This is a genomic window from Glycomyces sp. NPDC049804, from assembly GCF_040674615.1.
Classification (GTDB): Bacteria; Actinomycetota; Actinomycetes; order Mycobacteriales; family Micromonosporaceae; genus Glycomyces; species Glycomyces niveus.
Genome location: NZ_JBFAMQ010000002.1, coordinates 80,053 through 105,241 on the forward strand (window position 1 = coordinate 80,053; position 25,189 = coordinate 105,241).

Consider the following 25,189-nt stretch of genomic DNA (forward strand, 5'->3'; position numbering starts at 1 on the left):
GGACCGGAGTAACCACTGTGCGTCCTATCCGACTGGACCTCCAGGGATTCGGCTCCTACACCGGATCCGAGACCTTCGACTTCACCGACGCGGAGTTCTTCGCGCTCACCGGCCCTACCGGCGCGGGCAAGTCGACCGTGCTCGACGCGATCTGCTTCGCGCTGTACGGCCGCACGCCGCGCTGGCCGAAGTCGGCCACCCAGAACTCCCTCGCGCCGTCCTCAGTGGAGGGCCGGGTGCGGCTGGTGTTCGGCGCGGCGGGCCAGCACTACGTCGCCACGCGCATCCTGCGGCGCGACCGCAACGGCAAGGTCAAGACCACGACGGCCGCGATCGAGCAGCTGCCCGAGGGCGTGGACCCGGCCGTGGACACCGAGCTCGTCGAGGGGCTCGGCAAGGCGTTGGGCGGCAGCCCGAACGAGGTCAACAACGCCGCCGAGCGGATCATCGGCCTGCCGTTCGAGCAGTTCACCAAGTGCGTGCTGCTCCCCCAGGGCGAGTTCGCGGAGTTCCTGCGCGCCTCCTCGGCCGACCGGCGGAACATCCTGGAGAACCTGCTGGGCCACAGCGTGTACCGCGGTATCCAGCAGCGCGCCCGCACCCGGTTCGTCGACGCCGACGCGAAGCGGCAGGCGTACGAGACGCAGCTGGCCGGGATCGCGCCGGTCGCGGAGGAGCGGATCCGGCTCGCCGCCGAGCGCGTGGAGCTACTGGAGAAGCTGTCAGAGCCGGTGCGGGACAAGTCGAACGCGCTCGACGGGCTCGCCGCGGCGGTCGAGACCGCCCGCCGCAGGCTCGCCGACGCGGAGGCCAACCTCGCCTCCCTCACGTACATCAAGCAGCCGTCCGGCGTCGCCGACATCGCCGCGCAGGTCGCCGCCGCGGCGGCCGCGGTGACGGAGAAGGCGGCCGAGGTCGAGGCCACCGAGACCGAGGACGAGCGGCTGCGGTCCGAGCTGGACGGGCTCGACCTGGGCCTGCTCGAGCGGCAGCTCAAGGCGTGGGCCGAGCTCGCCGAGACCGAGTCGAAGCTCAAGACCGGCCTGGAGCTGACCGAGGAGCTGCGCGACCAGTTCGCCGAGGCGAAGGAGCTGGAGGAGGCCGCCTCCGAGGAGGTCGAGATCCAGCACGCCGTGCTCCACAAGGTGCGGATGGCCGAACTCGCCGGGACCCTCAGGGCCGGGCTGGAAGTGGGCGACGAGTGCCCCGTCTGCGACCGTCCCGTCGACGAGGTGCCCGAGCACGACCTCTCGGAGTCCATGCAGCAGGCCGAGGAGGCCTCCCGGACGGCCACCGTCGAGTTCCGGGACGCGCAGGCCGCCGTGGTGGCGCTGCAGACGAAGCTGGAGAACTACGAGGAGCGGCTGACCGAGCTGCAGCTGGCCGAGCGGCGGCTGAAGAAGAAGCTCGAGAACGTGCCCGAGCCGGCGGCGCTGCAGCAGCGGCGGGCCGACTCCGAGGAGGCCCGGCAGCAGCTCGCGGGCACCGGGGCCGCGCTCAAGGCCGCGCGGCGGGCGCTGCGCGAGGCCGAGAAGCGCAAGGCGGCCGCCGACGAGCGGCAGCAGCGGGCCTGGAAGGAGTTCCAGCACGCCCGCGACCAGGTGGCCGTGCTCGGCCCGCCCGCGGCCGGGGACGACCTGGCCGGGAGCTGGGACCAGCTCGTCGCGTGGGCCGCGGCGTCCCTCGAGCGGGCCGCGGCCGAGCGCGAGGCCGCCCGCACCGAGCTCGCCGGCCTCGACGGCCGCGCCGAGACGCTGCGCACCGAGCTGCGGTTCGCCTTGGGCGAGTTCAACGTCGACGTGCCGCGCAACGGCACCGGCGGCGACTACGTGGCCCGGCACGCGACCGCCGTGGAGGCGGCGCGGGCCGACGCGGTGAGCCTCGCGGAGGCGCGGAAGCGGCGCATCGAGCTCGACGCCGAGATGCGGCGCTTCGCCGGAGAGGCCCTGGTGGCCAAGGAGCTCGCGCGCCACCTCGACGCCCGCAAGTTCATGGAGTGGCTCCTGAGCGAAGCGCTCGACGAACTCGTCGAGGGCGCCACCGTCATGCTCAACCGCATCACCGGCGGCCAGTACGACCTGGTCTACCGCGAGCAGGACTTCTGGGTCGTGGACCACCACGACGCGGACATGCCGCGCCCGGCCCGCAGCCTCTCGGGCGGCGAGACGTTCGCGGCCTCGCTGTCGCTGGCGCTCGCGCTGAGCGACCAGCTGGCGAGCCTGTCGCGGCACGGCGCGAGCCTGGAGTCGATCATCCTCGACGAGGGTTTCGGGACACTCGACCCCGAAACGCTCGATGCGGTCGCGAGCACCCTCGAAGCGCTCACCCTCTCGGCCGGGCGCACCGTCGGACTCGTGACGCATGTGACCGAACTCGCAGAACGGGTGCCTGTGCGGTTCCGCGTCACCAAGGACGCCAAAGGGTCCCATGTGGAAAAGACCTGGTCTTAGCGCAGGTCAGCGCCTCTTGACGAATTTTTGACGGCCATGTGGCGCTTCCGCGCGCCTTGATTCTGGCCGTCGCCCCGCGGCGGGAGTAGGTTCACTTCGTTGGCTCCGAAACGCCGCAACGGCACGCAGACCGTTCGCGTTCCGTTCGCGTGCTCGTTGTCTGTTCTGTGCGCAATGTCCGGATATGTCGCAGGCCACATGAGCATGATTCACCTGCAAATGAACTTGAAGGTTCAAGTACTTATGCAGATATGAGCACATTGCACCTCCGCGGCGATCGCCGCACCCTCATCACCGGCGTCGGCACCCTCGGGCTCGGCGCGCTCCTCGTCCCGGCCCTCTCCGCCTGCGGCGGCGATGACGGCGGCATCGGCGGCGCCGACGCCGCCGCCCAGACCCCCGACGTCCCCGACCTCCACGGGCTCGAGTCCGCCGAGGACATCTGGAACGCCCTCCTCGACGGCAACCAGCGCTGGGCCGACGGCGAGCCCGTCCACCCCCACACCGACGCCGAATGGCGCGCCTCCCTCGCCGAAGGTCAGGAACCCGTCGCCGCCGTCTTCAGCTGCGTCGACTCCCGCGTGAGCCCCGAACTCGTCTTCGACACCGGCGTCGGCGACCTCATGGTCACCCGCACCGCCGGGAACGTCTTCGACCCGCTCGTCTCCGAGTCCGTCTCCTACGGCCCGGCCGCCCTCGAAGCCTCCCTCCTGGTCGTCCTCGGCCACCAGAAGTGCGGCGCCGTCACCGCCGCCCACGAGGCCCTGCTCGCCGCCGAAGAGGGCACCGAGCTGGAGGAGCACGAATACGCGCTCCCCGAGACCGTCGAGGCTCTCCGCCCGGCCTACGAGGCCGCCAAAGGCGAGTCCGGCGACCCGGTCGACGCCATGATCAAGGCGAACGTCCTGCTGACGATGCAGGCGCTCAAGGAGCACCCGAACCTCGCCGAGCTCGTCGCCGACGGCGAACTCACCGTGGTCGGCGGCGTCTACTCGCTCGAGACGGGCCTCGTCACCGAGGTTTCATAGGACAGGCTCCTAGCAGTCCGCGCAGGCGTCGACGGCGAGCAGTACGCTGGGCCGCAATCGTTCCCGAAAGCAGGTGCGCCTTGCAGATCACCGTCGACGCCTGGGACCCGTCCTTCGCGGACAACCCCGAATCGCCCTCGCGCGCGAACCAGGCGATCGTGAACGCCGGCGTCGAACTCGAGCCCGCCGACTGGCGGCCGGTCGACGCCCCGGCCTCCGGGCCGCGCCGCATCGTCGTCGTCGACGGCGTGCGCCGCATCGACGCGCGCGTCGAACTGATCGAGGACGGCGAGCGCTGGCCGGGCGTGTGCGTCTCCTGGGCGGCCGGAGCGGTCGCGTGCGACCTCGACGGGCACGCCTCCCCCGAGGCCTCGGTCGTGGAGGTCGCGGTCGAGCGCGGCCTGTTCGCGGCCGTCGACCCCGGCGCGGACTTCGGCCGCTACCCGTTCCGAAAGGCCGAGTCGGCCGACGCCGGCGAGCTCATCGCCACCGCGCAGGCCGCGATGGCCGAACTGGAGGCCAAGGTCTCCTCGCTGGTGACGATGGACGCCGAGCTGTCCGTCCTCGACGGCCCCCTGCGCGGGCGCACCCGCCTGCCGCATTCGGTGGGGTACATCAAGAGCCACCACCGCTCCTACCTCCAAGGGGAGCTGAACGCGGTCGTGGAGCGGCTGCGGCCGGGCCAGCGCACCCCGGTCTTCCACCTCATGTCGGGCTGGCCCCGGTACACGTGGTACCTGCGGCTGCCGGGCACGTCCTCGCGCGGGTGGGCGGGCGTCGCGCGGCTCGAGGCGGCGGACGACCTGAGCGAAGAGGCGGCGATCGCGCTCGCGGACGCCACGGCGGCGGCGCTGCCGCCCCTGGGGTCGGCGGCGCACAAGGACGCGCGGGCGCCGCAGAACCTGACGCCGATCGCGGGGCTGGAGCGGCGCCTGAAGCGGATGCTCGGCGACCCGCGGCTGCTGCTGCGTTCCGTGCGGGCGGCGTCCATGGAGACGAACTGAGCCGTTGGACGTGCGAGAGGCCCGGCGCATCTGCGCCGGGGCCTCTCTCGGGTCAGCGAACTCCGGGTCCGCCTTTCGTTGAGCTTAGGGCGGGGTCTAGTACCAGCCGTTGGACTCGCTGTGCGACCACGCGCCGCAGGGGCTGCCGTAGCGGCCCTCGATGTAGTCGAGGCCCCAGGCGATCTGGGTGGCCGGGTTGGTCTCCCAGTCGTCGCCGTTGGCGGCCATCTTGTCGCCGGGGAGGGACTGCGGGATGCCGTAGGCGCCGGAGCTGGAGTTGTAGGCGCTCTCGTCCCAGCCGGACTCCTTGTCCCACAGGCTGATGAGGCAGCCGACCTCGTCCATGCCCCAGCCGGCCTCGAGGGTCATGGTGCACCCGATGGCCTGGTTGCCGGAGTACTCGGAGCAGTCGGCGGCGATGTCGACGCTGGGACCGGAGGACGAGGACGCGGTGCTCTCCTCGGCCGCGGGCTCCGGTTCGGGCTCGGGGACCTCGGCGGCCTCGCTCTTCTCGACCGGCTCGGCGGGGGCGGCCTCCTGGACGGGCAGGATGCTCTGCATCGGGGCCACTTCGTCCCACTGGCGGTCGGCGCTGCCGGCGTCGGCGACGATCTCGGCGGCGAGCAGCTCCTCGGCGGTCGGGTCGTCGGTGCCGATGATCGCGGCGCTCGCGCTGCTGGCGGTGCCGACGGCGACGAGCACGGCGGCTGCGGAGGCGAGGACGCGCTTGCGGGCGGGGTGCCGCTGGGGGTCCTCGGCGCGGTGCTTCGCGCGGGAAGGCTTCATGCGGGTAAACATCGGGGCAACCCTAGGGGCCCCGGCGCGGCGGGCCGTACCGCTCGGTAATCACGCCAATACGGCACATCTCCACATGCGAGCGAAACTATCGGGTGCCCGTCTCGCCCGATAGCGCCGCTATCGCGCGTTCTGCCCCAGGGCTCCTGGGACCTGACCGCCCGGCCTCCGCCGAACGGCCCATTGACACCCGAACACCCCGGCAGACCTTCTTCCACGGAGGTCCATAGAGATCAATGTCATAGTGGACCGGGAGTTTGACCGGCTTGCCCGGAACGACACGAGTCCGGCCCCGCCTCGCGGCGGGCCGGACTCGTGTCGCGCTACTTCGTGGGCGACTCGCCCGGGGTCGGGGTCGCCGGCTCGGCCGCTTCGGTCGTGGGCTCCTCGGTCGGGCGCTCGCCGCCCGGGGCAGTGGCGGTCGCCCCATCGGCGGGGTCGGCCTCGGCCGTCGCAGCTGGCATGGTCGGCTCGCCCGCGGGGTCGCACAGCGGGTACTGGTAGCCCAGGTCCTCGTCCGTGCTCTCGACGGCCTCCTCGTACTCGTCGTACGGCGGCTCGGTCGCGAACGGGTCGCGGGCGGCGGTCGGGCAGGCGTACGGGTCGCCGAGCCAGAGCGGGTTCCCGTCCTGGTCGAAGAGGTACACGTCGGTGAGCAGGTTGCCCTGCTCGTCGTAGACGCGCACGTCCTGGACGCTCGGCGTGTCGTCGTAGTAGGTCGTGGTCTCGACGTACTGGACCGGGATCGAGAAGCCCAGCCACATGAACTGGTAGCCGGTGAACGCGACGAGCGCGAGCCCGCCCGCCGCGACCCAGCGGCGGCGCCGGGCGCCCCAGTCGGCGGACTTGGCGCCGAAGCGCATCGACGCCCAGACGCAGAACAGGAGCGCGCCGGCGATGAGCAGGAGGCCGGGGATCGAGCCGAAGATCGAGTACCCGGTGACGCCGTACTGGGCGGCGGAGAGCCAGTAGACGAACAGTGCCGCGACGAGCGCGCCGCGCAGGACCCACCAGCCGGGGCGGAGCCGGTCGCGCAGTTCGGCGGCGTCGGTGAAGCCGGAGCTCACGGCGTACCGGTCGGCGGCGCCCTTGAGGCGGGCGAGGGCCGGGGCGGCGGTGTCGGCGAGGCGGCGGCGCATCCGGGTGCCGACGGGCTCCTTGTCGACCTCGGCGGTGTCGCGCAGTTCGCGGGCGTAGGCCTCGGGGCTGCCGAGGAGGTCGCGGAGCGCGTTCCCGGGCGGGAGGTCGGCGGCGACCTCGGTCAGGTGGGCGTCGAGTTCGGACATGAGGTCCTGCCTGATGTGCGTGGGCAGGTCGTTCAGGTGGCGTTCGACCGCGGCCAGGTAGGACGCGATCTCGGTGGACCGGTCGGGTGCGGTGGTCATAGGGCTGCCCTTCTTGGAACCGCGGTGGTCATGGCGAAGTCGTCGTAGTCGTCCTGGTACGGCGCCAGGGACGGGTGGTAGCCGAGGGCTTGCGCGGCGCACTGCTCGGGGCTGCCGAGGCGGTGCTCCAGGGTCTCGCCGGGGCGCAGGTCGGCGGCCGTGTCGGCGAGGTGGGCGCGCAGGCCGGCGGCGATGTCGCGGCGGATCTCGTCGAGGAGCGCGGCGAGGTGGCGCTCGACCGCGTCCCGGTAGGAGGCGGTCCCTGCGGGGGTGTCGGTCATTGTCGGCCTTTCGTGGGCACGTCGAACAGCACTCGCATCTTGTCGCTCACGTCCTCCCAGGCCTCGCGGGCCTGGCGGAGGTACTTCCGGCCGGGTTCGGTGAGCGCGTAGTACTTGCGGTGCGGCCCCGATTCGCTCGGCTGCACGTAGGTGGACAGGTAGCCGGCGCGGTAGAGCCGCCGGAGCGTGCCGTAGACGGAGGCGTCGCCGAGGTCGTCGAAGCCCCCGGCGCGCAGCCGGTTGAGGATCTCGTACCCGTAGCCGTCCTGGCGCTCGAGGACGCGCAGGACGATGATGTCGAGCAGGCCCTTGAGCAGTTGCGATCTGTCCACGCAATCCACAGTACCATGCAATGCACAGTAGTAGGGCCGTGCAAATGCGAGCGGCCCCGCCGCCTCCGTGGACATAGGAGGCGGCGGGGCCGCTGCGCTTGCGCTGCTTAGAAGGTCGCGCGGGCCGCGCGCAGGCGCGCGAGGCTCACGTCCTTGCCGAGGAGTTCCATGGACTCGTACAGCGGCGGCGACACGGCCTTGCCGCTGATCGCCACCCGCACCGGGCCGAAGGCCTTGCGGGGCTTGAGGCCCAGGCCGTCGACGAGGGCGGCCTTGAGGGCCTCCTCGATCGCCGCGGTCGTCCACTCGATGCCCTCGACGGCCGCGATGGAGGCGTCGAGCACCTGCGCCGCATCGTCCTTGAAGGTCTTCTTCGCGCTGTCCTCGTCCAGCTCGACCTCGGTGCCGCAGAACAGGAACCGCAGCATCTCCACGGCCTGCGAGAGGGTCGTGCACCGCTCCTGCACCAGCGGCACGGCCACGTCGAGCACGTGCGACTGCGCCGCGGTGACCTCCGCGCCGAGCAGCCCCGCGTCCTGGAGGCGCGGCACCAGCATCCCGATGAGCTCGCCGGTGTCGACCGCCCGGAAGTGGTCCGAGCAGATCGCGTCGAACTTCTTCTCGTCGAACCTCGCCGGGTTCGACTTCACGTCGTGCAGGTCGAAGGCCTCCAGGAACTCCGCGACGGTGAACACGTCGCGGTCGCCCGAGATCGACCAGCCGAGGGTCGCCACATAGTTGAGCACGCCCTCGGGGAGGTACCCGGCCTCCTTGTACTGCAGGAGGTTCGAGCGCGGGTCGCGCTTCGACATCTTCTTGCCGCGCTCGTCCACGATGAGCGGCAGGTGCGCGTACTCGGGCTCGGCGTCGGCGATGCCCAGCTCGACCAGCGCGCGCCACATGACGATCTGGCGCGGCGTCGAGGGCATCAGGTCCTCGCCGCGGGTGACCATGTTGACCTTCATGATCGCGTCGTCCACCGGGTTGGTGAGCGTGTACAGCGGCGAGCCGTCGCCGCGCGCGATCACGTAGTCGGGCACGGTCCCGGCCGGGGTGGTCACCTCGCCGCGCACGGCGTCGCGGAAGGTGATGTCCTCGTCGGGCATCCGCATCCGGTACACCGGGTGGCGGCCCTCGGAGCGGAAGGCGGCCTTCTGCTCCTCGGTGAGGTCGCGGTCGAAGTTGTCGTAGCCGAGCTTCGGGTCGCGCCCGGCGGCGCGGTGACGGGCCTCGACCTCCTCGTTGGTCGAGAACGCCTCGTAGGCGTAACCGCCGTCGAGGAGCCGCTTGATGACGTCGGCGTAGACGTCGAGCCGCTGCGACTGGCGATAGGGCGCGTACGGGCCGCCGATGTCGGGCCCCTCGTCCCAGGTCATGCCCAGCCATGACAGGGCCTCGAGCAGCTGGTTGTAGGACTCCTCGGTGTCGCGCGCCGCGTCGGTGTCCTCGATGCGGAAGACGAACTCGCCGCCCTTGGCCCTGGCGTACCCCCACGAGAACAGGCAGGTGCGCACCAGGCCCACGTGCGGGGTCCCGGTCGGGCTGGGGCAGAAGCGCGTGCGGACATTACTCACTGGGAACCACCTTGTTGGACAGCGTGCCGATGCCGGCGACGGAAACGGAGACGGTCTCGCCGGCCTGGAGCGGGCCCACTCCGGCGGGGGTGCCGGTGAGCACCACGTCCCCCGGCAGCAGGGTCATCACCTGCGACGCGTAGGCGACGATCGCGGCGGCGTCGAAGACCATGTCCTTGGTCGAGCCGAGCTGGCGCACTTCACCGTCGACCTCGCAGCGGACCTCGGCGTCGGCCATGTCGACCTCCGGCGAGGTCTCGATCCACGGCCCGATCGGGCAGAACGAGTCGAAGCCCTTCGCGCGGGTGAACTGCACGTCCTGGCGCTGGATGTCGCGGGCGGTCACGTCGTTGGCGCAGGTGTACCCGAAGATCGCGCTCTTCGCGGCCTCCCGGTCGAGGCCACGGGCCCCGTGCAGGCCGATCACGACCGCGAGCTCGGCCTCGTGCTCGACCTGGTCGGACACGGCCGGGAGCCGGATGGCCTCGCTCGGGCCGATCACCGACGTGGAGGGCTTGAGGAAGAGCAGGGGCTCTTTCGGGACCTCGTTGCCGAGCTCGGCCGCGTGGTCGGCGTAGTTGCGCCCCACGCACACCACTTTGGACGGCAGGATGGGGGCGAGCAGCCGCACGTCCTCGAGCGCCCAGCGCTGGCCGGTGAGCTTGATCTGCGCGAACGGGTGGCCCTCGATCTCGGCGGCGGTGGCGCCGGGGCCCTCGCCTTCGAGGACGGCGAAGGACATGCCGGTGGGTTGAGCGATCCGCGCGATCCGCACAGTCGGCCCCTCTCTGAGACTGGTTCGAAACCTTGCGGCCCCAGCTTAGTTCCAGAGCAGGGCGGGCTCGACGCACGTAGCGCGGAGCGCGGCGAGATCACGCGGCCGCGCGGCGCGCGAGAGGATCACGCCCTACCGGACGAGCAGGAAGACGCCGCCGAGGAGGAGGGTGCCGACGAGGGCGCCGACGACGATGCCCATGCCCATGCGGCGGACCTTGGCGAACAGGCCGATGAGGAAGCCGAGCGCGCAGGTCAGCGGCGCGGCGAGGAGCAGGGAGATGGCGGTGGCGCCGAAGCGGACCTTCATGGTCTCGCCGAGGTCGCCCACGAGGACGAACCCGAACACGAAGGCCGACACGATGAGGATCACGAGGCCGAGGATGAACCCGGTCATGAAGCGGCGGCGCCCGTACACGGCCGAATCCGCGGCTCTGGCCGCCGCGCGGGCACGATCGGTCTTGTAGGAAGTCACACGTCAACTCTAGTACGAGCGCACCAGTTCGGCGGTGACGGCATTGCCGCCGCACCGGGCCTGGGGGCGCGGTCCGCCCGCTGTCTCCTGTGGAAAGCGCCGTCCCGGTCCGCACGGGGAGTAACGTCACCATGGCGCGCCGCGACGGAATGCGCGCTCAGAGGGGTCGCGCGTGCAAAACTGCCGTATGCGCCGTTTGATCACTCTCTTCGCATTGCTCGGGGCCCTGTTCATAGCCCAGGCGCCCGCCGGAGCGATCGACTCCCATCTGCCGCAGTCGTCCGCTTCCTTCAACGACCAGGTCTACAAGGTGGACTACGACGGCGACGTCGTCTACTCGGGCGGGGTCTTCACCCGCGCCCGCAACACTGACGGCACCTTCGCGAGGCGCCACTACCTGGCGGCCGTGAACTCGGCCACCGGGGCGCTCCTGCCGTTCGCGCCGGTCCTCAACGGATCGGTCCACGAGGTCAAGACCAGCGGCGAGCACCTGTACATCGGCGGCAAGTTCACCGAGGTCGACGGGGTCCCGCGGGCCCGGGTGGCCCGCTTCTGGCTCGACACGGGCAAGCTCGACACCGCCTGGAACCCGAAGCCCTCGGCGACCGTGTACTCGATCGAACCGGTCGGGTCCACGGTGTACCTGGGCGGCACGTTCCAGTCCGTCGGCGGCTTCGCGCAGCCGATCCTGGCGGCGGTTACCGCCGCGACCGGCGCGCCGATCACCGAGTTCAAGCCCACGGTCGCCGAGGGCGCGGTGCGCGACCTCCAGTACGGCCACGATCGCCTGTACGTCGCGGGGGCGTTCTCGATGATCGGCGGCGACAAGAAGTACGGGAAGCTCGGCGCGGTGAACCCGTCCACGGGCGCGGTCGACACCGCGTTCGTGTCCAAGGTGTACGTCCTGACCCGCGAGGTCGAGGTCGCCGGGGAGCGCGTGTACGCGGCCCTCGACGGCCGCGGCGGCGAGATCCGGGCGCTCACCCGCACCGGCGAGACCCTGTGGTACCAGGCCGTCGACGGCGGCATGCAGACCGTCGAGGTGTGGGGCTCCACCGTCATCGGCGGCGGCCACTTCGACAAGGCCTGCGTCACCAACCACGCCGGGCCGCTGGGCCAGTGCGTGGACGGGGTGCGCGCCGAGCGCGGGAAGCTCCTCGCGGTCGACATGAACGGGAAGCTCCTGGACTGGAACCCGGGCGCCAACGGCGTCGTGGGCGCCTGGGACGCGACCGCGCACCCGTCGGGCACGAACCTGGCCGTGGGCGGCTCGTTCACGACCTTCGGGGGCGGCACGCAGGTCCAGAAGCGCCTCGCGGTCTTCGACTAGCGCTGCGACGAGCAAAGGGCCCGACCTGCAGGTCGGGCCCTTTTCACTTGCCCTCCGCACGATCGGCGCGGTCCGGGCGCGGGCCCGGTCTCGTGGACCGGGCCGTGTCGGTGCCGCGCGGCGCCGCTGGTGGGACGCCGCGCGGGTCGGCAGGAGCTAGGACTTTGACGGCTTGCGCCGGTTGAGGCCGTACGCGAGGCCGTCGGCCAGCGCGTTCCAGGACGCCTCGATGAGGTTGGGGGCCACGCCGACGGTGGTCCACTCGGCTTCGCCGTCGCTCATGGAGACGAGGACGCGCGTGACCGCGTCGGTGCCCTTGGAGCCGGCGAGGATGCGGACCTTGAAGTCGGAGAGGGTGAGCTCGGCGAGGCGCGGGTGGCGGGCGGCCAGGGCGCTGCGCAGGGCGGCGTCGAGGGCGTTGACCGGGCCGTTGCCCTGTGCGGTGGCGATGACGCGCTCACCGTCCACGTCGAGGCGGACGGTGGCTTCGGCGACGGTGACGGCGCTCGGGTCGTGGTCGACGATGACGCGGTAGGTGTCGAGTTTGAACGGGCGCGGGAGGCCGCCTTCGACCTCGTCGCGCACGAGCAGCTCGAAGGACGCGTCGGCGGCCTCGAAGGACCAGCCTTTGGACTCGAGTTCCTTGACGCGCTTGGTGATGCGGTCGAGCACGTCCTTGTCGCCGGAGAGGTCGATGCCGAGTTCGCGGCCCTTGAGCTCGACGGAGGCGCGGCCGGCCATCTCGGTGACGAGGATGCGCATGTCGTTGCCGACCACGGCGGGGTCGACGTGGTTGTACAGGGCCGGGTCGGCCTTGATGGCGGAGGCGTGGATGCCGGCCTTGTGCGCGAACGCGGCGTGGCCGGTGTAGGGGGCGTGCTCGTCGGGGATCATGTTGGCGATCTCGGCGATCGCGTGGGAGATGCGGGTCAGCTGCTCGAGGCCGCCGTCGGGGAGGACCTTGCGGCCGAGCTTGGTCTCGAGGTTGGCGATGACGCTGAACAGGTTGGCGTTGCCGGGGCGCTCGCCGTAGCCGTTCGCGGTGCCCTGGACGTGCATGACGCCGGCCTGGACGGCCGCGAGGGTGTTGGCCACGGCGCAGCCGGTGTCGTTCTGGGCGTGCATGCCGAGGCGCACGCGCTCGCGCGGGAGGACCGCTTCGAGGCGGGTGCGCAGGGAGGTGACGACGGCGGTGATGTCGGAGGGGATGCTGCCGCCGTTGGTGTCGCACAGGACGACCGCTTCGGCGCCGGCTTCGAGGGCGGTGCGCACGACGAGGGTGGCGTACTCGGGGTCGTGGCGGAAGCCGTCGAAGAAGTGCTCGCAGTCGATGAAGACCTGGCGGTCGTGCTCGCGGCCGGTGCGCACGGAGTCGGCGATCATCGCCAGGTTCTCTTCGGGGGTGGTCTTGAGGGCCTGCTCGACGTGGCGCATGTCGGACTTGGCGACGAGGCAGAGCACGGGGGCCCGGGAGTCGAGGAGGGCCTGGAAGCCGGGGTCGGCGTCGGCGCTGGAGCCGGCGCGGCGGGTCATGCCGAAGGCGACGAGCTTGGCGTGCTTGAAGTTCAGCTCCTCGGCCGCGCGGGCGAAGAACTCCGTGTCCGAGGGGATCGCGCCGGGCCAGCCGCCCTCGATGTAGTCGACGCCGAGCTCGTCGAGGAGTTCGGCGACGGCGAGCTTGTCGGCGACGGAGTAGCGCAGGCCCTCCATCTGGGCGCCGTCACGGAGTGTGGTGTCGAAGACGTGGAAGTCCCCGCCGCTGTTCGCAGGTTCGCTGCCGGTTTGCGGGTCTGGTTGCGTCACTTGGTGCTCCAGTTTTCTACTGTCTTGGTCCGGCCGCTGCGGGGCCTACCTGAACGTTCGTTTGCCCTGAACGAAAAAGACCCCCTGCGGGCGGCAGGAGGTCTGGCGTTCGGCGGGTGCATCTAACGCTGATGCTCCGCGGAACGCCCGCAGCTAATCACGAGCTGGAAGGTCACGAAAAGTAGTATGCCACCGGCCGATCACGCGAACCACCATTTCCCGCATCGTGGGATTCAGTGTGTCGCGGAGCGCCGTCCGGCCGGGTAGCACGATGGTGGTCCTGAAGGCTTGCGCGTCTTGGGATCTCACCAGTCCGAGCGGAGCGCGCGGCGGCGCTGCCACCACAGGACGAGGGCCGCGCCGACGGCGAGCGCCGTCGCGCCGGAGCCGATGGCGGCGCCGACGGCGGCGCCGGTCGTCGGGAGCGCCGCTGCGGGGACGACCTCGGGCGAGGTCGCCGGGGCGACCTCTTCGGAGGCCGCCCCGTCCGAGGCCGGGTCGCCCGGGTCAGGGTCGCCCGGGTCCGGGTCGGCCGGCGGCGTGGCCTCGCTCTGGGACTCGGTGAGCCATTCGTGGAAGTGCATGCTGTCGCCCGGATCCGAGCGGACGGCGAGGATCTCGGCCCCGTCGACGGCGTCGGCGCGCTCGCGCAGGCCGAGGAGGTAGTCCCCCGCCGCGACGAAGCGGAAGTCCCGGTGGCCCGGGGCCTTGTCGTAGGCGATCGTCCAGGCGATCGCGTTCGCGCAGTCGGCGAGGACCACCGGGACGGTCGCCCCGCCGCCGCTCGTGTCGGCCGTGAGGCACTGCCCCGACGCCTGGTGGACGATCTGGATCTCGCCGAGGTCCTTCAAGGGCGCGGCCTCGCCGCTGAGTTCCCAGAAGTCCCCTTGGTCGGTGAGCCGGGGCGTGCCGTCGACGACGGCCATCGGCAGCTTCGGGTGGTCCTTGAGGAACAGCCTGACCGCGCCGTCGGGGACGGGGTCGGCTTGAGCGGGAGCGGCGGCGGTCAGCAGAATGGCGGCCGAGACTGCGGCGGCCTTGAGCATGAGCGTCTTCATCACAAAATTACATCAAATGAGACAAACTCACCTATTTGCGCACGTGCGGGCGGTGATCGGGTCGACTCAACCGGAGGTCGGAGGGCCGACGCTGCCGCGGATCTCGCTCGCCGCGTCGCCCGCGGCCCGCAGGCGGTCCGCCGCGTCCGTGAGCAGGTCCAAGGTCTCGTCGGCGTGGGCCGACAGCGCCTGCTGCAGCCCGATCGAACCGGCCAGGCACTCCCCCGCCGCGCTCACCATGTCCTCGTACGCGGCCACGCCCGTCTCCAGGCGCTCGACCATCCGGTCGAGGTTCGCGCCCATCCCCGGGCGCTTCACGTCGGGCGCGATCTCGATCGCCGCCTCGACGTCCTTGACGCCCAAGGCGAGCCGGTACAGCTCCTGCCCGGCCTTCGAGGCGCCTGCGAGGATCGCGACCGCCTCGGCGTTCCCGTCGAGCCGCTTCGCCATCTGCTCGGCCGCGATCGAGGCCCGCTCCAGCCGCTCGTACGGCCCCAGCGCGCGGCTGCGGCGGAACTGCGCTCGGATGCGCCCGCGCCGGATCGCCTCGGCGGTCTCGCCGAACAGGCCGCGGGCCTCCTTCGACAGCCGCGTCGGGCCGTGCAGCTCCAGCGAGTCGCGCACGTCCGCCGGGATCACGCGGGCCAGCCGCCGGTAGTCGAACCAGCGGACCACGGCCATCGCGGTCGAGAAGCCGGCCACGGTGATCCAGACCCCGTCGGGCGTGCCGAGACCGGCGTAGGGCGCGAAGAAGGCGCTGCCGGCGGCAGCGCCTCCCGCGAACGCGGTCCAGGACTTGGCGGAGGACAACCGGGAGCGCAGGCGCTTGAGCGCGCGCTTGCGGTCCTTCGCGTCCACCGGGTGCCCCTTCCAGGTCAGCTCTTGGTCTTGTCGGCCTCGGGCTCGGCCGTGCCCTCGTCGTTGCCGAGGGACGCGCGGATGTCCGCGAGGCGGGCGTTCGTGACCGACTCCTTCGACTCGATCGCCGGGCCCGAAGCCTTGCCGCCGGAGAGCTGCTCGCCCTCGAGCGAGGCGCGGATCTGGTCCAGGCGCGAGGCGCCGGCCATGTCGCGGGTGGCGCGGTTGACCTCGAGGAGGCGGCCCTCCACCGAGTTCGAGGCGAGCTCGGCGCGGCCCATCGCGGAGGCGTAGCGGCCCTCGATCTTGTCGCGGATCTCGTCGAAGTTCGGCACGTTGCCGGGGGCGGCGGTCTGCGACATCGACTCCAGCGAGGAGGCGATCGTCTCCTGCATCTTCGCCTGCTCGAGCTGGCCCAGCAGCTTCGTGCGCTCCTGCAGCTTCTGCTGCAGGATCATCTGGTTGTTCTCGACGGCCTTCTTGGCCTGGTCGGCAGCGGTGAGCGCCTGGTCGTGCATCACCTTCATGTCCTCAAGGGACTGTTCGGTGGAGACCAGCTGCCCCGCCAGGATCTCGGCGGTGGACTCGAACTGCTGCGCCTTCTGCTCGTCGCCTTCGGCGCGCGCCTTGTCGGCCAGCACCAGGGCCTGGCGCGCCTGCGCCTGCAGACGCTCCACTTCGGCCATCGAGCGGTTGAGCTTCATCTCCAGCTGGCGCTGGTTCCCGATCACAGAAGCCGCCTGCCCCACCAGCGCCTGGTGCTGCTTCTGCGCTTCCTCGATCGCCTGCTGGATCTGGATCTTGGGGTCGGCGTGCTCGTCGATCTTCGCACCGAAGAGCGCCATCATGTATTTCCAGCCCTTGACGAACGGATTGGCCATTATCGGGGTCCTTCCGGTGCTCCTTGGCGAAGCTTGCGAGCCATAGATTTGTTCTGCAACGCCGACATGCCTCTAGTGTCGGACATCCGCGCCACTCGCGTGGGACAGGGTGACGCCTCAATCGCCAAAACTACATCATCGGTCGCGTCGGGCAGGAGTACAGTCAGGCCGCTGCGCGGACCACCGAATCGGTCACTTCGCCACGGCGGTGCCGGGACCGCACCTGCGCGATCGAAGCGGGCGCCGCCGACAGCGCACGGCGCCGACGCAGCACCTCCTCCTGCACGTCCCCCGCAGGCGGGTTCTCGGTGCGAGGCAGCGGCAGCACCGCGACCTGGCGGCCCGGCTGCTGCTTCTCCTCACCGCGCTCGTGGATCGCCACTTCGCGCGAGACCTCCGCCAGCACCTCGGACAGGCGCACCTGCAGCGCCCCGCACACCGAGGCCAGCAGCTCGCTCGAAGGCTCCTTGTGGCCGCGCTCGATCTCCGACAGGTAGCCGAGGCTCACATTGGCCTGCTTCGACACGTCCCGCAGCGTCCGCTTCTGCGCGCGGCGGCGGCGCCGCAGGGTCTCTCCCAGCAGTTCCCGCAACAACACCATGAGACTCTCCTCCGCGCCGCGATAGCTCAACTGAGCTTAGGTGGGTTCCGCAAGCCTATCTCGTCCGGTTCGGCTCGCTCTTCTTCGTTTTGAATGCTTTCCAGAGGTAATCCATTCCCGTCAGCACGGTGAGGACCAGCGCGGCGCCCATCAGCCACGGCCCGACGGCGTGCAGCGGGGCCGGCCACGGCCACAAGTACCAGGCCACGGCCGTGATCTGCAGGACCGTCTTGAGCTTCCCGCCCCGGTCCGCGGCGATCACCGTGCGCCGCAGCACCGCCATCCGCAGCGCCGTGATCCCCAGCTCGCGCACGAGGATGACCACGGTCACCCACCACGGCAGCACGTCGTAGTAGCTCAGCAGCACCAGCGAGGTCCCGATGAGGACCTTGTCCGCGATCGGGTCGGCGAGCTTCCCGAAATCCGTGACGAGGCCGCGCGAGCGCGCCAGCCAGCCGTCGACGAAGTCGGTGGCGGAGATGAACACGAACAGGGCGCAGGCGGCCATCCGCCAGCCCGCGTGCTCCATCCCCGAGAGGACCACGAAGACCGCGAAGACGGGCACCAGGAAGATCCGGGCCACCGTCACCACATTCGCGATGTTCCACGGCGAGACCGGCCGGTCCTCAGCGGTCACCAGGCCTCCTCGACGAGCTCCGCCACGAGGTCCACGCCGTGCGAGTCGATCACCTTCGCCGTCACGAAGTCGCCGGCCTCCAGGCCCTCGACCTCGCCCACGAGCGCGATCGTGCCGTCGACCTCCGGCGCCTGGTGCGCGCCGCGGCCGTCCACGCCGTCGTCCTCCACGGACTCGACGAGGACCTGCATGACCTCGCCCACGCGGTCGGCGGCGCGCTGGCTCACGAGCTCGTCGACGAGCATGGAGACGCGGGTGTGCCGCTCGGAGATGACGTCCTCGTCCACGTGGCCGTCGAGGCCGACCGCTTCGGTGCCGTCCTCGTCGGAGTAGGCGAACACGCCGGTGGAGTCGAGGCGGGCCTCCTCGAGGAAGCCCATGAGCTCCTGCACGTCCTCCTCGGTCTCGCCGGGGAAGCCGACGATGACGTTGGTGCGGGCGCCGGCGAGCGGGGCGACGTCGCGGATCTGCTTGAGCAGCGCGAGGAAGTTCTCGGTCGAGCCGAAGCGGCGCATCCGGCGCAGCACCTTCGCGGACGAGTGCTGGAAGGACAGGTCGAAGTAGGGAACGACCTTCTCAGTGCGGTGCATCGCCTCGATGAGGCTCGGGCGCAGCTCGGCGGGCTGCAGGTACGACAGGCGGATCCACTCGATGCCGTCGATCGCGGCCATGTTCTCGAGCAGGTGCTCGAGGGCCTGCGAGTCGGCGAGGTCCTTGCCGTACGAGGTGGTGTTCTCGGAGACGAGGTTGAGCTCCTTGACGCCTTCGGAGGCGAGCCAGGCCGCCTCGGCCAGGATCTCCTCGGGCGTGCGGGAGACGAACGAGCCGCGGAAGGACGGGATCGCGCAGAAGGTGCAGCGCCGGTCGCAGCCGGAGGCGAGCTTCAGGTTGGCGACGGGGCCGTCGGTGAGGCGCTTGCGCACGACCGCGAGGTGCTGCGGGGCGCCCGCGCCGAGGGTCGCGGCGTCGGCCTGGGAGGCGCGCGAGTGGCCGGGGACGACGGCGGCGGCGCTCTGGCGCGCGGCCGGGGCCAGCGGCAGGAGCTTGCGGCGGTCCGAGGGCTGGTGGGACTCGACCGTGCGCCCGGCGAGGATGTCGTCGAGGCGGGCGGCCATGTCCGGGTAGTGGTCGAAGCCGAGCACGGCGTCGGCCTCGGGCAGGCTCTCGGCGAGCTCGCGGCCGTAGCGCTCGGCCATGCAGCCGGTCGCGACGACCTTCGCGCCGGTCGCGGAGGCGTCGAGGAGGACGTCGATGGACTCGGTCTTGGCCTGCTCGATGAAACCGCAGGTGTTGACCATGACGACGTCGGCGTTCTCGCCGTCGTCGCTGATGCGCCACCCTCCGGCGGCGAGGCGGGCGGCCAGTTCCTCGGAGTCGGTCTCGTTGCGGGCGCAGCCGAGCGTCAGGAGCGCGACGCTCTTGCCGGCCTCGCGTGCGGTCGATTCCTCGGAACGGGTCGAATGAGCTGCAGACACCAGGAAAGCGTACCTACCGGCGGGCCGCGAATGCCCCCGGCGGCGGGCCGGGCCACAGTGATACAGCTCAGCGCCGCTGCGAAGGCCGGAAGGCCGCATTGCGGAGGGCGTCCCGACAGGGCCCGTACGAGCCGTAGAAAAGGCGACAATTCTCCCCATTGTGACCCGTCTGCGCAGGGACAACAGTGGATCACCGCACGTGGCGGCCATACCCTAGGCTTGTCCTATGTCCCCCAAAGGCATCGCCCCAGCCCATCGCCCTGCCCTCCGAAGGTCGGCATTCGCCCTGCTCGCCACCGCCGCCGTGATGTCGGTCGCCGCGTGCGGCGAGACGCCCACCGGCACGCTCCACACGCGCGCCGGGTACACGCTCACCAGCGACGAGATCCCGGTCTCCGTGTGCCCCGCCGAAGACGCCGCGCGCTTCGCCGACGACGAAGGACTGCTCCTCGGCGCCCACTTCGAGCTGCGCGTCGAGTGCGTCGCGTCCTTCGACGCGCTGCCCGAGGGCTTCCAGCTCGACTACCTCCTCGGCGAGCACGTGAACCTGTACTCGCCCGAGCCCGGCTACGAGTTCACGCTCGTCCAGTTCTCGCACGAGCCCGGCGACGCCGAGCCGTTCAACGCCGAAGCGGGCGAGCTCGCCGCGACGCTGAAGATCGGCGACCGCGCCTGGGACTTCGACGGCGAGGTGCCCGCCCCCGGCGCGGTCTACTTCACCGTGGCGAAGAAGGACGCCCCGATCACCCTCGAGGTGGTCGACGCCGAGCGGACCCAGACGATGGACCTGCGGGAGCGCACCCGCGACGGCCTCATCCAGGCGCTGTACACCGGCAAGGCCTCGGTCGAGACCGAGGCGGCCAAGGGCTCGGTCGACGGCCGCACGACCCAGGGCAGCTACGAGTACTGGTTCGACGACTGGGAGTACGAGACGGTCTTCTACCTCTCCCGGGACGTCTTCCAGCCCGGCACGGGCTGGGTGGCCGAACCGGACCGGGCCCTCCTCACGGTCGAATTCGGCTGGCTCCACTCCGCCAGCGGCCTCGAATGGCCCATCGACCCCAAGAAGGTCCTGAAGGTCTCGGGCCCCGAGGGCGAACTGGCGCCGGTCTCCTCGAACCACGCGGACGAGGACCTCACGGACGCCGTCTGGCGCACCTACACGCTCACCTACGACGTGCCCGCCGACGCGCTCGCGTTCACGCTGAACTTCCACCCCGTGGGTCCGGTCAAGTGGCCCGAGGAGGACGTGTCGCTGCCGCTCTCCGGCGAGAAGAACCACGAGATCGCCGCCAGCTTCGAATAGGCGAACGCGAAGGGCCGGTCCGCTGCGGACCGGCCCTTCGCGTTCCTCGCTCAGCCCTGGAGCGAGGCGATGACGCCGTCCAGTTCCTCGGGCTTGACCAGCACGTCGCGGGCCTTCGTGCCCTCCGAGGGGCCCACGACCCCGCGCGTCTCCATGAGGTCCATGAGCCGCCCGGCCTTCGCGAACCCGACCCGCAGCTTGCGCTGCAGCATCGAGGTCGACCCGAACTGCGTGGTCACGACCTGCTCGATGGCCTGGATGAGCAGTTCCAGGTCGTCGCCGATCTCCGGGTCGATCTCGCGCGTCGAACCCGGCGCCGCGGTGACCTCCTCGATGTACTGGGCGTCCATCTGGGCCTTGACGTGCGCCACGATCGCCTCGATCTCGTCGTCGCCGACCCAGGCCCCCTGGATGCGCTCGGGTTTGGAGGCGCCCATCGGCAGGAACAGGCCGTCGCCTCGACCGACGAGCTTCTCAGCGCCGGGCTGGTCGAGGATGACCCGCGAATCGGCCAGCGAAGAGGTCGAGAACGCGAGCCGGGACGGGACGTTCGCCTTGATGAGGCCGGTGACGACATCAACTGAAGGCCGCTGGGTGGCGAGCACCAGGTGAATGCCCGCTGCGCGGGCCAATTGCGTGATGCGGACGACCGATTCCTCGACATCCCTCGCCGCCACCATCATGAGGTCGGCGAGCTCGTCGACGATCACCAGGAGGTAGGGATGCGGCCGCAACTCGCGGCCCGACGCCGGATCGGTCTTCAATTCACCCGAACGGACCTTGCGGTTGAAGTCGTCCACATGGCGCACACCCGCTTTCGCGAGGTCCTCGTACCGCATGTCCATCTCCTTGACGACCCATTGCAGCGCATCGGACGCCTTCTTCGGGTTGGTGACGATCGGATGGACGAGGTGCGGCACGCCCTCGTAGTTGGTGAGCTCGACCCGTTTCGGGTCGATGAGGAGCAGCCGCACTTCCTCAGGTGTGGCACGGACGAGCATCGACACGAGCAGCGTGTTGATGAGGCTCGAGTTGTGCGTGGGGATCATGGCGCGGCTCGCCAGGAACTGGTGGCTCGGACTGTCCACTTCGATGCACCGCACCGGCACCGGCGGCACTGGCCGGACATCGACGATGTACCGCTCGCGAGTCGTCGAACGCGCGGACTCGACTTGGCGCTCGGCCTTCCGGCGGAGCCTGAACACCCGGTCCGACGTGGTGAACGCGACCGAATAGCAGACCGAGGTCTCGGGCTTGCGGCCCTTGACGTTCCTGGTCGAGACGGTGGCATGGTAGCCCAGACCCCGCACCAGTTCCAGGAAATCGCTTGCGAGCCGCTCGCTCGTCACTGCGAAGGAGATGTTCCCGCTCTTGGAGACCGTGCCGTCGGTGTCGAGCAGGCCTGCCAGCAGGTCGCGACGCTGCGACTCGGACGCCCGCAGGTACTCCTGCGGAATGTGCTTCTCCCCGAGTTCCTTGAACAATGCGCTCATCGATCGATACGGCGTGCGCGCCGGGCTTTCGGGATTGGCGCCGCCGTTGCGGCCGATCGCGAAGCGACCCTTCGCCGCGGCGAACACCGCGGACACTCCGACGCCCTGGTGACGGGCGGCCCGAGTCAGGCCGACGCCCGGGTCCGCCATCCGGATCGCGGACCGGATCCGCTCATCGCGCTCCGGGGCGTTCGAGATCGTGTACTGGAGCCGTGCGCTCGGATGCTTGGTGACGGCGTACCCGTCGGCTCGGATGCCGTCGAGGATCTCCTCATCGGCGGAGGTGAACCCCGCGGATCTGGTTGTGCCATCGCCCAGCCAGCAGCCGAGGGTGTACGGCGCGATCGGCAGGTCCGCAGGTGGAAGAGCCAGCGCGCCGGCGACCGCCACCGCGTGGTTCGCCCACGACTGTCCGCGGCCCTCTACACGCAGCGTTGCGGCGATCTCGGCGGTCGTCTTGATGTGCTGCCGTTCCTGGCGTCGAGCGGACCGCCCTGGCATCAAGACGCGATCGACCAGCGCCTGGTACATGGCGTGGCCGGAGCGCACCGGCGCGCGCATCCGGACGGTCCTCCCGCTGCGCTTGTAGAAGGTGCTGGCTGCGCCCTCGATCACCGGGATGTCCTTGGCGACCTGCAGGAGAAGGGTCTTGTACCGGACTCCGATATCGTCGATGACCTGCGCGGTCGACATCGGAACGTCAGGCAGTCTGAGCACCGAATGAGCGCGCGTCTTGATCCAGAGGATCTCGTCCTCGGACCAGTACGAGTCATCCGTGCGGCGCCGTGCCTTGGAGCGGTCGGAGCGCGTCGTGGTGACCCACTGGTGCTCGGCGTCCGCGACGATGACGGTGCCGTCAGAGAACTCCACCTCGTAGCAGGGCCGGTCCTCCATCACTTCGGTAGCGGCGATGACAGTGCAGGGTGCGCCGTGTTCGTCGAACACGCGATCGCCCACCTGCAGATCACCCATAGTGGACCAGCCTGAAGGCGTCGGGATCGGCTCCAGTAGCGACAAGGCCTTCCCAGAGCCGGTGGCTCCGGCTACCAACAAGTGCGGCGTCTTGGTCAGGTTGGTGAGGACATAGCCGCCTTCGACGTCCTTGCCCAGGCCCACGATCATCGGATGGTCGTCGGAAAGCGCGAGTGGTGATCGCAGGACGTCGCCCAGCGCCACATCGTCGCGGTCGGTGTTCGGGATCTCGACGCCGACGGCACTCTTGCCCGGGATCGGGTTGATGATCCGGATGTCCGAGCTCTTGACGGCATAGGCGATGTTCTTGGAGAGCTGGATGATCCGCTCGACCTTCACGGCCGGGCCGAGCTCCACTTCGTAGCGGGTCACCGTCGGACCGCGCGTGAAGCCGGTGACGGCCGCATCGACCTGGAACTGCGCGAACACTTCCTGGAGCGCCGCGATGACGGAATCGTTGGCTTTGGAGCGCTTCTTAGCGGTCGGCCCGGTCGGAAGCAGGTCGATCGGCGGCAGGCGGTACTCGCCTTCGACAGCCGCACTGCCGTCCGAAAGGGTCGGCTGCTCGATGCGCTTGGGCGGCGGCGAGTGCTTCGGCGGCTCGCGCACCGGCTCGGGCTCGGGGATCGGCACGGAGTCGCGGGCGGAGACGTGCTCCGAGTTGAGCTCGGGCACCTCCTCGGGCGCGAGCCGGGGCAGGACCGTCGTGGGGTGGTGGACCCGGCGGGCCTCCTCCTCCTGAAGCTGCTTCGCCTCGCGGCTGGGTTTGCGGGCCTTCGGCTTCGGCTCGTCCTCCGCTTCCTCGTCGTCATCGTCCTCGTAGGAGTCGACCTTGCCCGTGGCGAGGTCCCAGAGGCGGCCGAGCTTGTACGGCACCTGGTTGAGCGGCGTCGCCGTCACCACCAGGACCCCGAAGAGCAGCAGCAGGATCAGCAGCGGGAACGCCACGTACGCCGAGACGCCCAGCGCGAGCCCCCCGCCGACGAGCCAGCCGATCTGGCCGCCCGCGACCATCCGCTCACCCATGTCGGACGGCAGGCCCGACATCAGGTGCAGCAGGCCGAGGCTCGAGAGCCAGATCGAGGTCCAGCCCACGAGCGAGCGGCCGTGCGCGTCCTCCGGCGGGACCTGCCGCATCACGCGCAGTCCCCACAGGACCAGCAGCACCGGCAGCGCGCGGGTGGCCAGGCCCAGCAGCCAGTCGAGGATGAACGCCAGGCGCTCCCCGATCGGACCGGCCACATCGAACCAGACCGCGCACGCCAGGACGATCGCGATGGCGATGAGGAAGAGCCCGAGGCCGTCTCGGCGGTGCGCGGGGTCGATGTCGCGGGCCGTGGCGGCCTCCTTGCCGACGGAGCGGGCCATCCAGCCCGTGGAACGGGCGGTGCCGACCCAGAGTCCGCGCAGGCCGAGCCCGAGGGCCTCGAGCGGCCCGGGGACCGCGTCCATGCCTTTGCGCTTGGGGGCGGCCTTCTTGGCGGTCCGCTTGGCGGCCTTCTTGGCGGCGGTCTTCTTCGCGGTCGACTTCGCCGCTTTGCGGGCGGCGGGCTTCGCGGGCGATCTGGCGGCGGTGGAGGCGGGCTTGCGGCGCGCCGCGGGCGCACTGCTCTTGCGAACGGTGCCCCCCTTGCGGGCGGCGCCGCCCGAACTGCCGCTCGTCCTGGCCATCATGCCCCATACGTTACCGCCCTCATGCTGAGCGGAGTCGGCCCGAAGGCAACCATGAAAACGGTTAATGTGAGGACATGTCGAAAACGATTCTGGTGACGGGCGCGGGCCGCGGCCTCGGCCGGACCCTCGCCGAGCAGCTCACCGCGCGCGGCGACAAGGTCATCGCGCACGCCCGCAGCGAGTCCGCTCTGGACGGTGTGCCGCACGACCGGAAGCTCGTTTTCGACCTCGCCGAGCCGGAGACGATCGCGGCCGCGGTCGCGGACCTCGGCTTGGAGCGGCTCGACGGCGTGATCCACAATGCCGGGATCGCCCACATAGCGGCCGTCGCGGACCAGCCGCTCGAGCAGTGGCAGCAGACCCTCGCGATCAACGTGACCGCGCCCGCGGAGCTGACCCGGGTGCTGCTCCCGGCGCTGCGCGCCGCGCGCGGCCATGTCGTCTTCGTCAACTCGGGCGCGGGGATCAACGCGGCGCCGAAGTGGAGCTCGTACGCGGCGAGCAAGCACGCGCTGCGGGCGCTGGCGGATTCGCTGCGCGGCGAGGAGCAGCCGAACGGCGTGCGGGTCACGAGCGTGTACCCCTCGCATTTCGCCACCGACATGCAGCGCAGCGTACGCGAGCAGTACGGCGCGGACTACGACCCGGCCCGCGCCACGAGCCCGGAGTCGATCGCGCAGACCATCATCGGCCTGCTCGACACCCCGGAGGACATGGTGGTGAACGAGCTCCGCCTGGAGCCCCCGAACCCGCTGCCGATCCGTTCACGAAACTAGGCGAATCCCGCTTTAAGTCGATAAATCCCCCTTAAGGGACCCCTGGCACAAAAATAGCGCGCGGGTACGACATTTTCCGTACCCGCAGGTCAGCATCCTCGCAACACGAAAACGAAGAAGGCTCGCGTCACTGGCGGGCACCCCTTAGGATGCTCTGTCGGATACCCGTGTCCCGCAAGGTGACCCGTCTTCACCTTGATGCTCAGCCCATCGGATACCAGAGTTAG

At 70.5% G+C, this 25,189-nt stretch carries 21 protein-coding genes; 6 read left to right on the forward strand and 15 right to left on the reverse strand.

Annotated elements, in window-relative coordinates; genetic code table 11:
- The first annotated feature begins 17 nt into the window (after positions 1–17).
- The 3 genes from AB0K52_RS02820 to AB0K52_RS02830 all read left to right on the forward strand — a co-directional run bounded on the left by AB0K52_RS02820 (position 18) and on the right by AB0K52_RS02830 (position 4,482).
- The gene (locus tag AB0K52_RS02820; RefSeq protein WP_363525252.1) at positions 18–2,450 is read left to right on the forward strand and encodes an SMC family ATPase; all 2,433 of its coding nucleotides are present in this window, start codon (positions 18–20) and stop codon (positions 2,448–2,450) included.
- Between the two features lie 251 nt (positions 2,451–2,701).
- Positions 2,702–3,478 (forward strand): carbonic anhydrase, encoded by a 777-nt coding sequence (locus AB0K52_RS02825; protein WP_363525255.1) that lies wholly within the window; start codon positions 2,702–2,704, stop codon positions 3,476–3,478.
- An 80-nt stretch (positions 3,479–3,558) separates the two neighbouring features.
- Positions 3,559–4,482 (forward strand): hypothetical protein, encoded by a 924-nt coding sequence (locus AB0K52_RS02830; protein WP_363525258.1) that lies wholly within the window; start codon positions 3,559–3,561, stop codon positions 4,480–4,482.
- Positions 4,483–4,578: 96 nt separating this feature from the next.
- Here the strand turns inward: AB0K52_RS02830 and AB0K52_RS02835 are convergent, their stop codons facing one another.
- The 7 genes from AB0K52_RS02835 to AB0K52_RS02865 form a co-directional block, all read right to left on the reverse strand.
- Positions 4,579–5,268: a lytic transglycosylase domain-containing protein gene (locus AB0K52_RS02835; protein ID WP_363525260.1), complete on the reverse strand. Its 690-nt coding sequence runs from the start codon at positions 5,266–5,268 to the stop codon at positions 4,579–4,581.
- A 332-nt stretch (positions 5,269–5,600) separates the two neighbouring features.
- On the reverse strand, positions 5,601–6,662 hold the full coding sequence (locus AB0K52_RS02840) for a hypothetical protein (RefSeq protein WP_363525263.1): 1,062 nt from the start codon (positions 6,660–6,662) through the stop codon (positions 5,601–5,603).
- Positions 6,659–6,943 (reverse strand): hypothetical protein, encoded by a 285-nt coding sequence (locus AB0K52_RS02845; protein WP_363525266.1) that lies wholly within the window; start codon positions 6,941–6,943, stop codon positions 6,659–6,661. The genes AB0K52_RS02840 and AB0K52_RS02845 overlap by 4 nt, the downstream gene beginning before the upstream one ends.
- Positions 6,940–7,275: a PadR family transcriptional regulator gene (locus tag AB0K52_RS02850; protein WP_363525269.1), complete on the reverse strand. Its 336-nt coding sequence runs from the start codon at positions 7,273–7,275 to the stop codon at positions 6,940–6,942. The genes AB0K52_RS02845 and AB0K52_RS02850 overlap by 4 nt, the downstream gene beginning before the upstream one ends.
- 107 nt (positions 7,276–7,382) lie before the next feature.
- Positions 7,383–8,849, reverse strand: coding sequence for a glutamate--tRNA ligase (gene gltX / locus AB0K52_RS02855; protein WP_363525272.1), 1,467 nt, complete (start codon positions 8,847–8,849; stop codon positions 7,383–7,385).
- Positions 8,842–9,624 (reverse strand): fumarylacetoacetate hydrolase family protein, encoded by a 783-nt coding sequence (locus AB0K52_RS02860; protein WP_363525275.1) that lies wholly within the window; start codon positions 9,622–9,624, stop codon positions 8,842–8,844. The genes gltX and AB0K52_RS02860 overlap by 8 nt, the downstream gene beginning before the upstream one ends.
- Before the next feature lie 132 nt (positions 9,625–9,756).
- On the reverse strand, positions 9,757–10,098 hold the full coding sequence (locus tag AB0K52_RS02865; protein WP_363525278.1) for a hypothetical protein: 342 nt from the start codon (positions 10,096–10,098) through the stop codon (positions 9,757–9,759).
- A 214-nt stretch (positions 10,099–10,312) separates the two neighbouring features.
- Between AB0K52_RS02865 and AB0K52_RS02870 the strand changes: the two genes are divergently transcribed.
- The gene (locus AB0K52_RS02870; RefSeq protein WP_363525280.1) at positions 10,313–11,428 is read left to right on the forward strand and encodes a hypothetical protein; all 1,116 of its coding nucleotides are present in this window, start codon (positions 10,313–10,315) and stop codon (positions 11,426–11,428) included.
- A gap of 156 nt (positions 11,429–11,584) precedes the next feature.
- On the opposite strand, the gene cimA is transcribed toward AB0K52_RS02870, so the two are convergent.
- From cimA to rimO, 7 genes are all read right to left on the reverse strand, one after another.
- Complete coding sequence (gene cimA / locus AB0K52_RS02875) at positions 11,585–13,231, reverse strand: citramalate synthase (protein WP_363525283.1); 1,647 nt, start codon at positions 13,229–13,231, stop codon at positions 11,585–11,587.
- Between the two features lie 305 nt (positions 13,232–13,536).
- Positions 13,537–14,289, reverse strand: coding sequence for a hypothetical protein (locus AB0K52_RS02880; protein WP_363525285.1), 753 nt, complete (start codon positions 14,287–14,289; stop codon positions 13,537–13,539).
- A 66-nt stretch (positions 14,290–14,355) separates the two neighbouring features.
- On the reverse strand, positions 14,356–15,147 hold the full coding sequence (locus AB0K52_RS02885) for a hypothetical protein (RefSeq protein ID WP_363525287.1): 792 nt from the start codon (positions 15,145–15,147) through the stop codon (positions 14,356–14,358).
- A 17-nt stretch (positions 15,148–15,164) separates the two neighbouring features.
- On the reverse strand, positions 15,165–16,028 hold the full coding sequence (locus AB0K52_RS02890) for a PspA/IM30 family protein (RefSeq protein ID WP_208496534.1): 864 nt from the start codon (positions 16,026–16,028) through the stop codon (positions 15,165–15,167).
- 163 nt (positions 16,029–16,191) lie between these two features.
- Complete coding sequence (locus tag AB0K52_RS02895) at positions 16,192–16,629, reverse strand: helix-turn-helix transcriptional regulator (RefSeq protein ID WP_363525290.1); 438 nt, start codon at positions 16,627–16,629, stop codon at positions 16,192–16,194.
- Positions 16,630–16,684: 55 nt separating this feature from the next.
- Entirely contained in the window at positions 16,685–17,266 is a 582-nt protein-coding gene (gene pgsA / locus AB0K52_RS02900; RefSeq protein ID WP_363525292.1) for a CDP-diacylglycerol--glycerol-3-phosphate 3-phosphatidyltransferase, read from the reverse strand.
- Positions 17,263–18,741, reverse strand: coding sequence for a 30S ribosomal protein S12 methylthiotransferase RimO (gene rimO / locus AB0K52_RS02905; RefSeq protein WP_363525295.1), 1,479 nt, complete (start codon positions 18,739–18,741; stop codon positions 17,263–17,265). Before rimO ends, pgsA begins: the two co-directional genes overlap by 4 nt.
- Positions 18,742–18,967: 226 nt before the next feature.
- On the opposite strand from rimO, the gene AB0K52_RS02910 reads away from it, so the two are divergent.
- On the forward strand, positions 18,968–20,047 hold the full coding sequence (locus AB0K52_RS02910) for a hypothetical protein (protein WP_363525298.1): 1,080 nt from the start codon (positions 18,968–18,970) through the stop codon (positions 20,045–20,047).
- Positions 20,048–20,097: 50 nt separating this feature from the next.
- On the opposite strand, the gene AB0K52_RS02915 is transcribed toward AB0K52_RS02910, so the two are convergent.
- Complete coding sequence (locus tag AB0K52_RS02915) at positions 20,098–24,186, reverse strand: DNA translocase FtsK 4TM domain-containing protein (protein WP_363525301.1); 4,089 nt, start codon at positions 24,184–24,186, stop codon at positions 20,098–20,100.
- Positions 24,187–24,260: 74 nt separating this feature from the next.
- Here AB0K52_RS02915 and AB0K52_RS02920 point away from each other — a divergent pair, with 74 nt between their 5' ends.
- Positions 24,261–24,962: an SDR family oxidoreductase gene (locus AB0K52_RS02920; RefSeq protein WP_363525304.1), complete on the forward strand. Its 702-nt coding sequence runs from the start codon at positions 24,261–24,263 to the stop codon at positions 24,960–24,962.
- The last annotated feature ends 227 nt before the right edge of the window (positions 24,963–25,189 follow it).

Excerpts from the sequence above, each read along its gene's own strand:
- AB0K52_RS02825 (WP_363525255.1), top strand. The coding sequence starts at position 2,702 with ATGAGCACATTGCACCTCCGCGGCGATCGCCGCACCCTCATCACCGGC.
- AB0K52_RS02835 (WP_363525260.1), bottom strand. The coding sequence starts at position 5,268 with ATGAAGCCTTCCCGCGCGAAGCACCGCGCCGAGGACCCCCAGCGGCAC.
- AB0K52_RS02840 (WP_363525263.1), bottom strand. The coding sequence starts at position 6,662 with ATGACCACCGCACCCGACCGGTCCACCGAGATCGCGTCCTACCTGGCC.
- AB0K52_RS02845 (WP_363525266.1), bottom strand. The coding sequence starts at position 6,943 with ATGACCGACACCCCCGCAGGGACCGCCTCCTACCGGGACGCGGTCGAG.
- AB0K52_RS02880 (WP_363525285.1), bottom strand. The coding sequence starts at position 14,289 with ATGAAGACGCTCATGCTCAAGGCCGCCGCAGTCTCGGCCGCCATTCTG.
- AB0K52_RS02890 (WP_208496534.1), bottom strand. The coding sequence starts at position 16,028 with ATGGCCAATCCGTTCGTCAAGGGCTGGAAATACATGATGGCGCTCTTC.
- AB0K52_RS02895 (WP_363525290.1), bottom strand. The coding sequence starts at position 16,629 with ATGGTGTTGTTGCGGGAACTGCTGGGAGAGACCCTGCGGCGCCGCCGC.
- AB0K52_RS02910 (WP_363525298.1), top strand. The coding sequence starts at position 18,968 with ATGTCCCCCAAAGGCATCGCCCCAGCCCATCGCCCTGCCCTCCGAAGG.
- AB0K52_RS02915 (WP_363525301.1), bottom strand. The coding sequence starts at position 24,186 with ATGATGGCCAGGACGAGCGGCAGTTCGGGCGGCGCCGCCCGCAAGGGG.
- AB0K52_RS02920 (WP_363525304.1), top strand. The coding sequence starts at position 24,261 with ATGTCGAAAACGATTCTGGTGACGGGCGCGGGCCGCGGCCTCGGCCGG.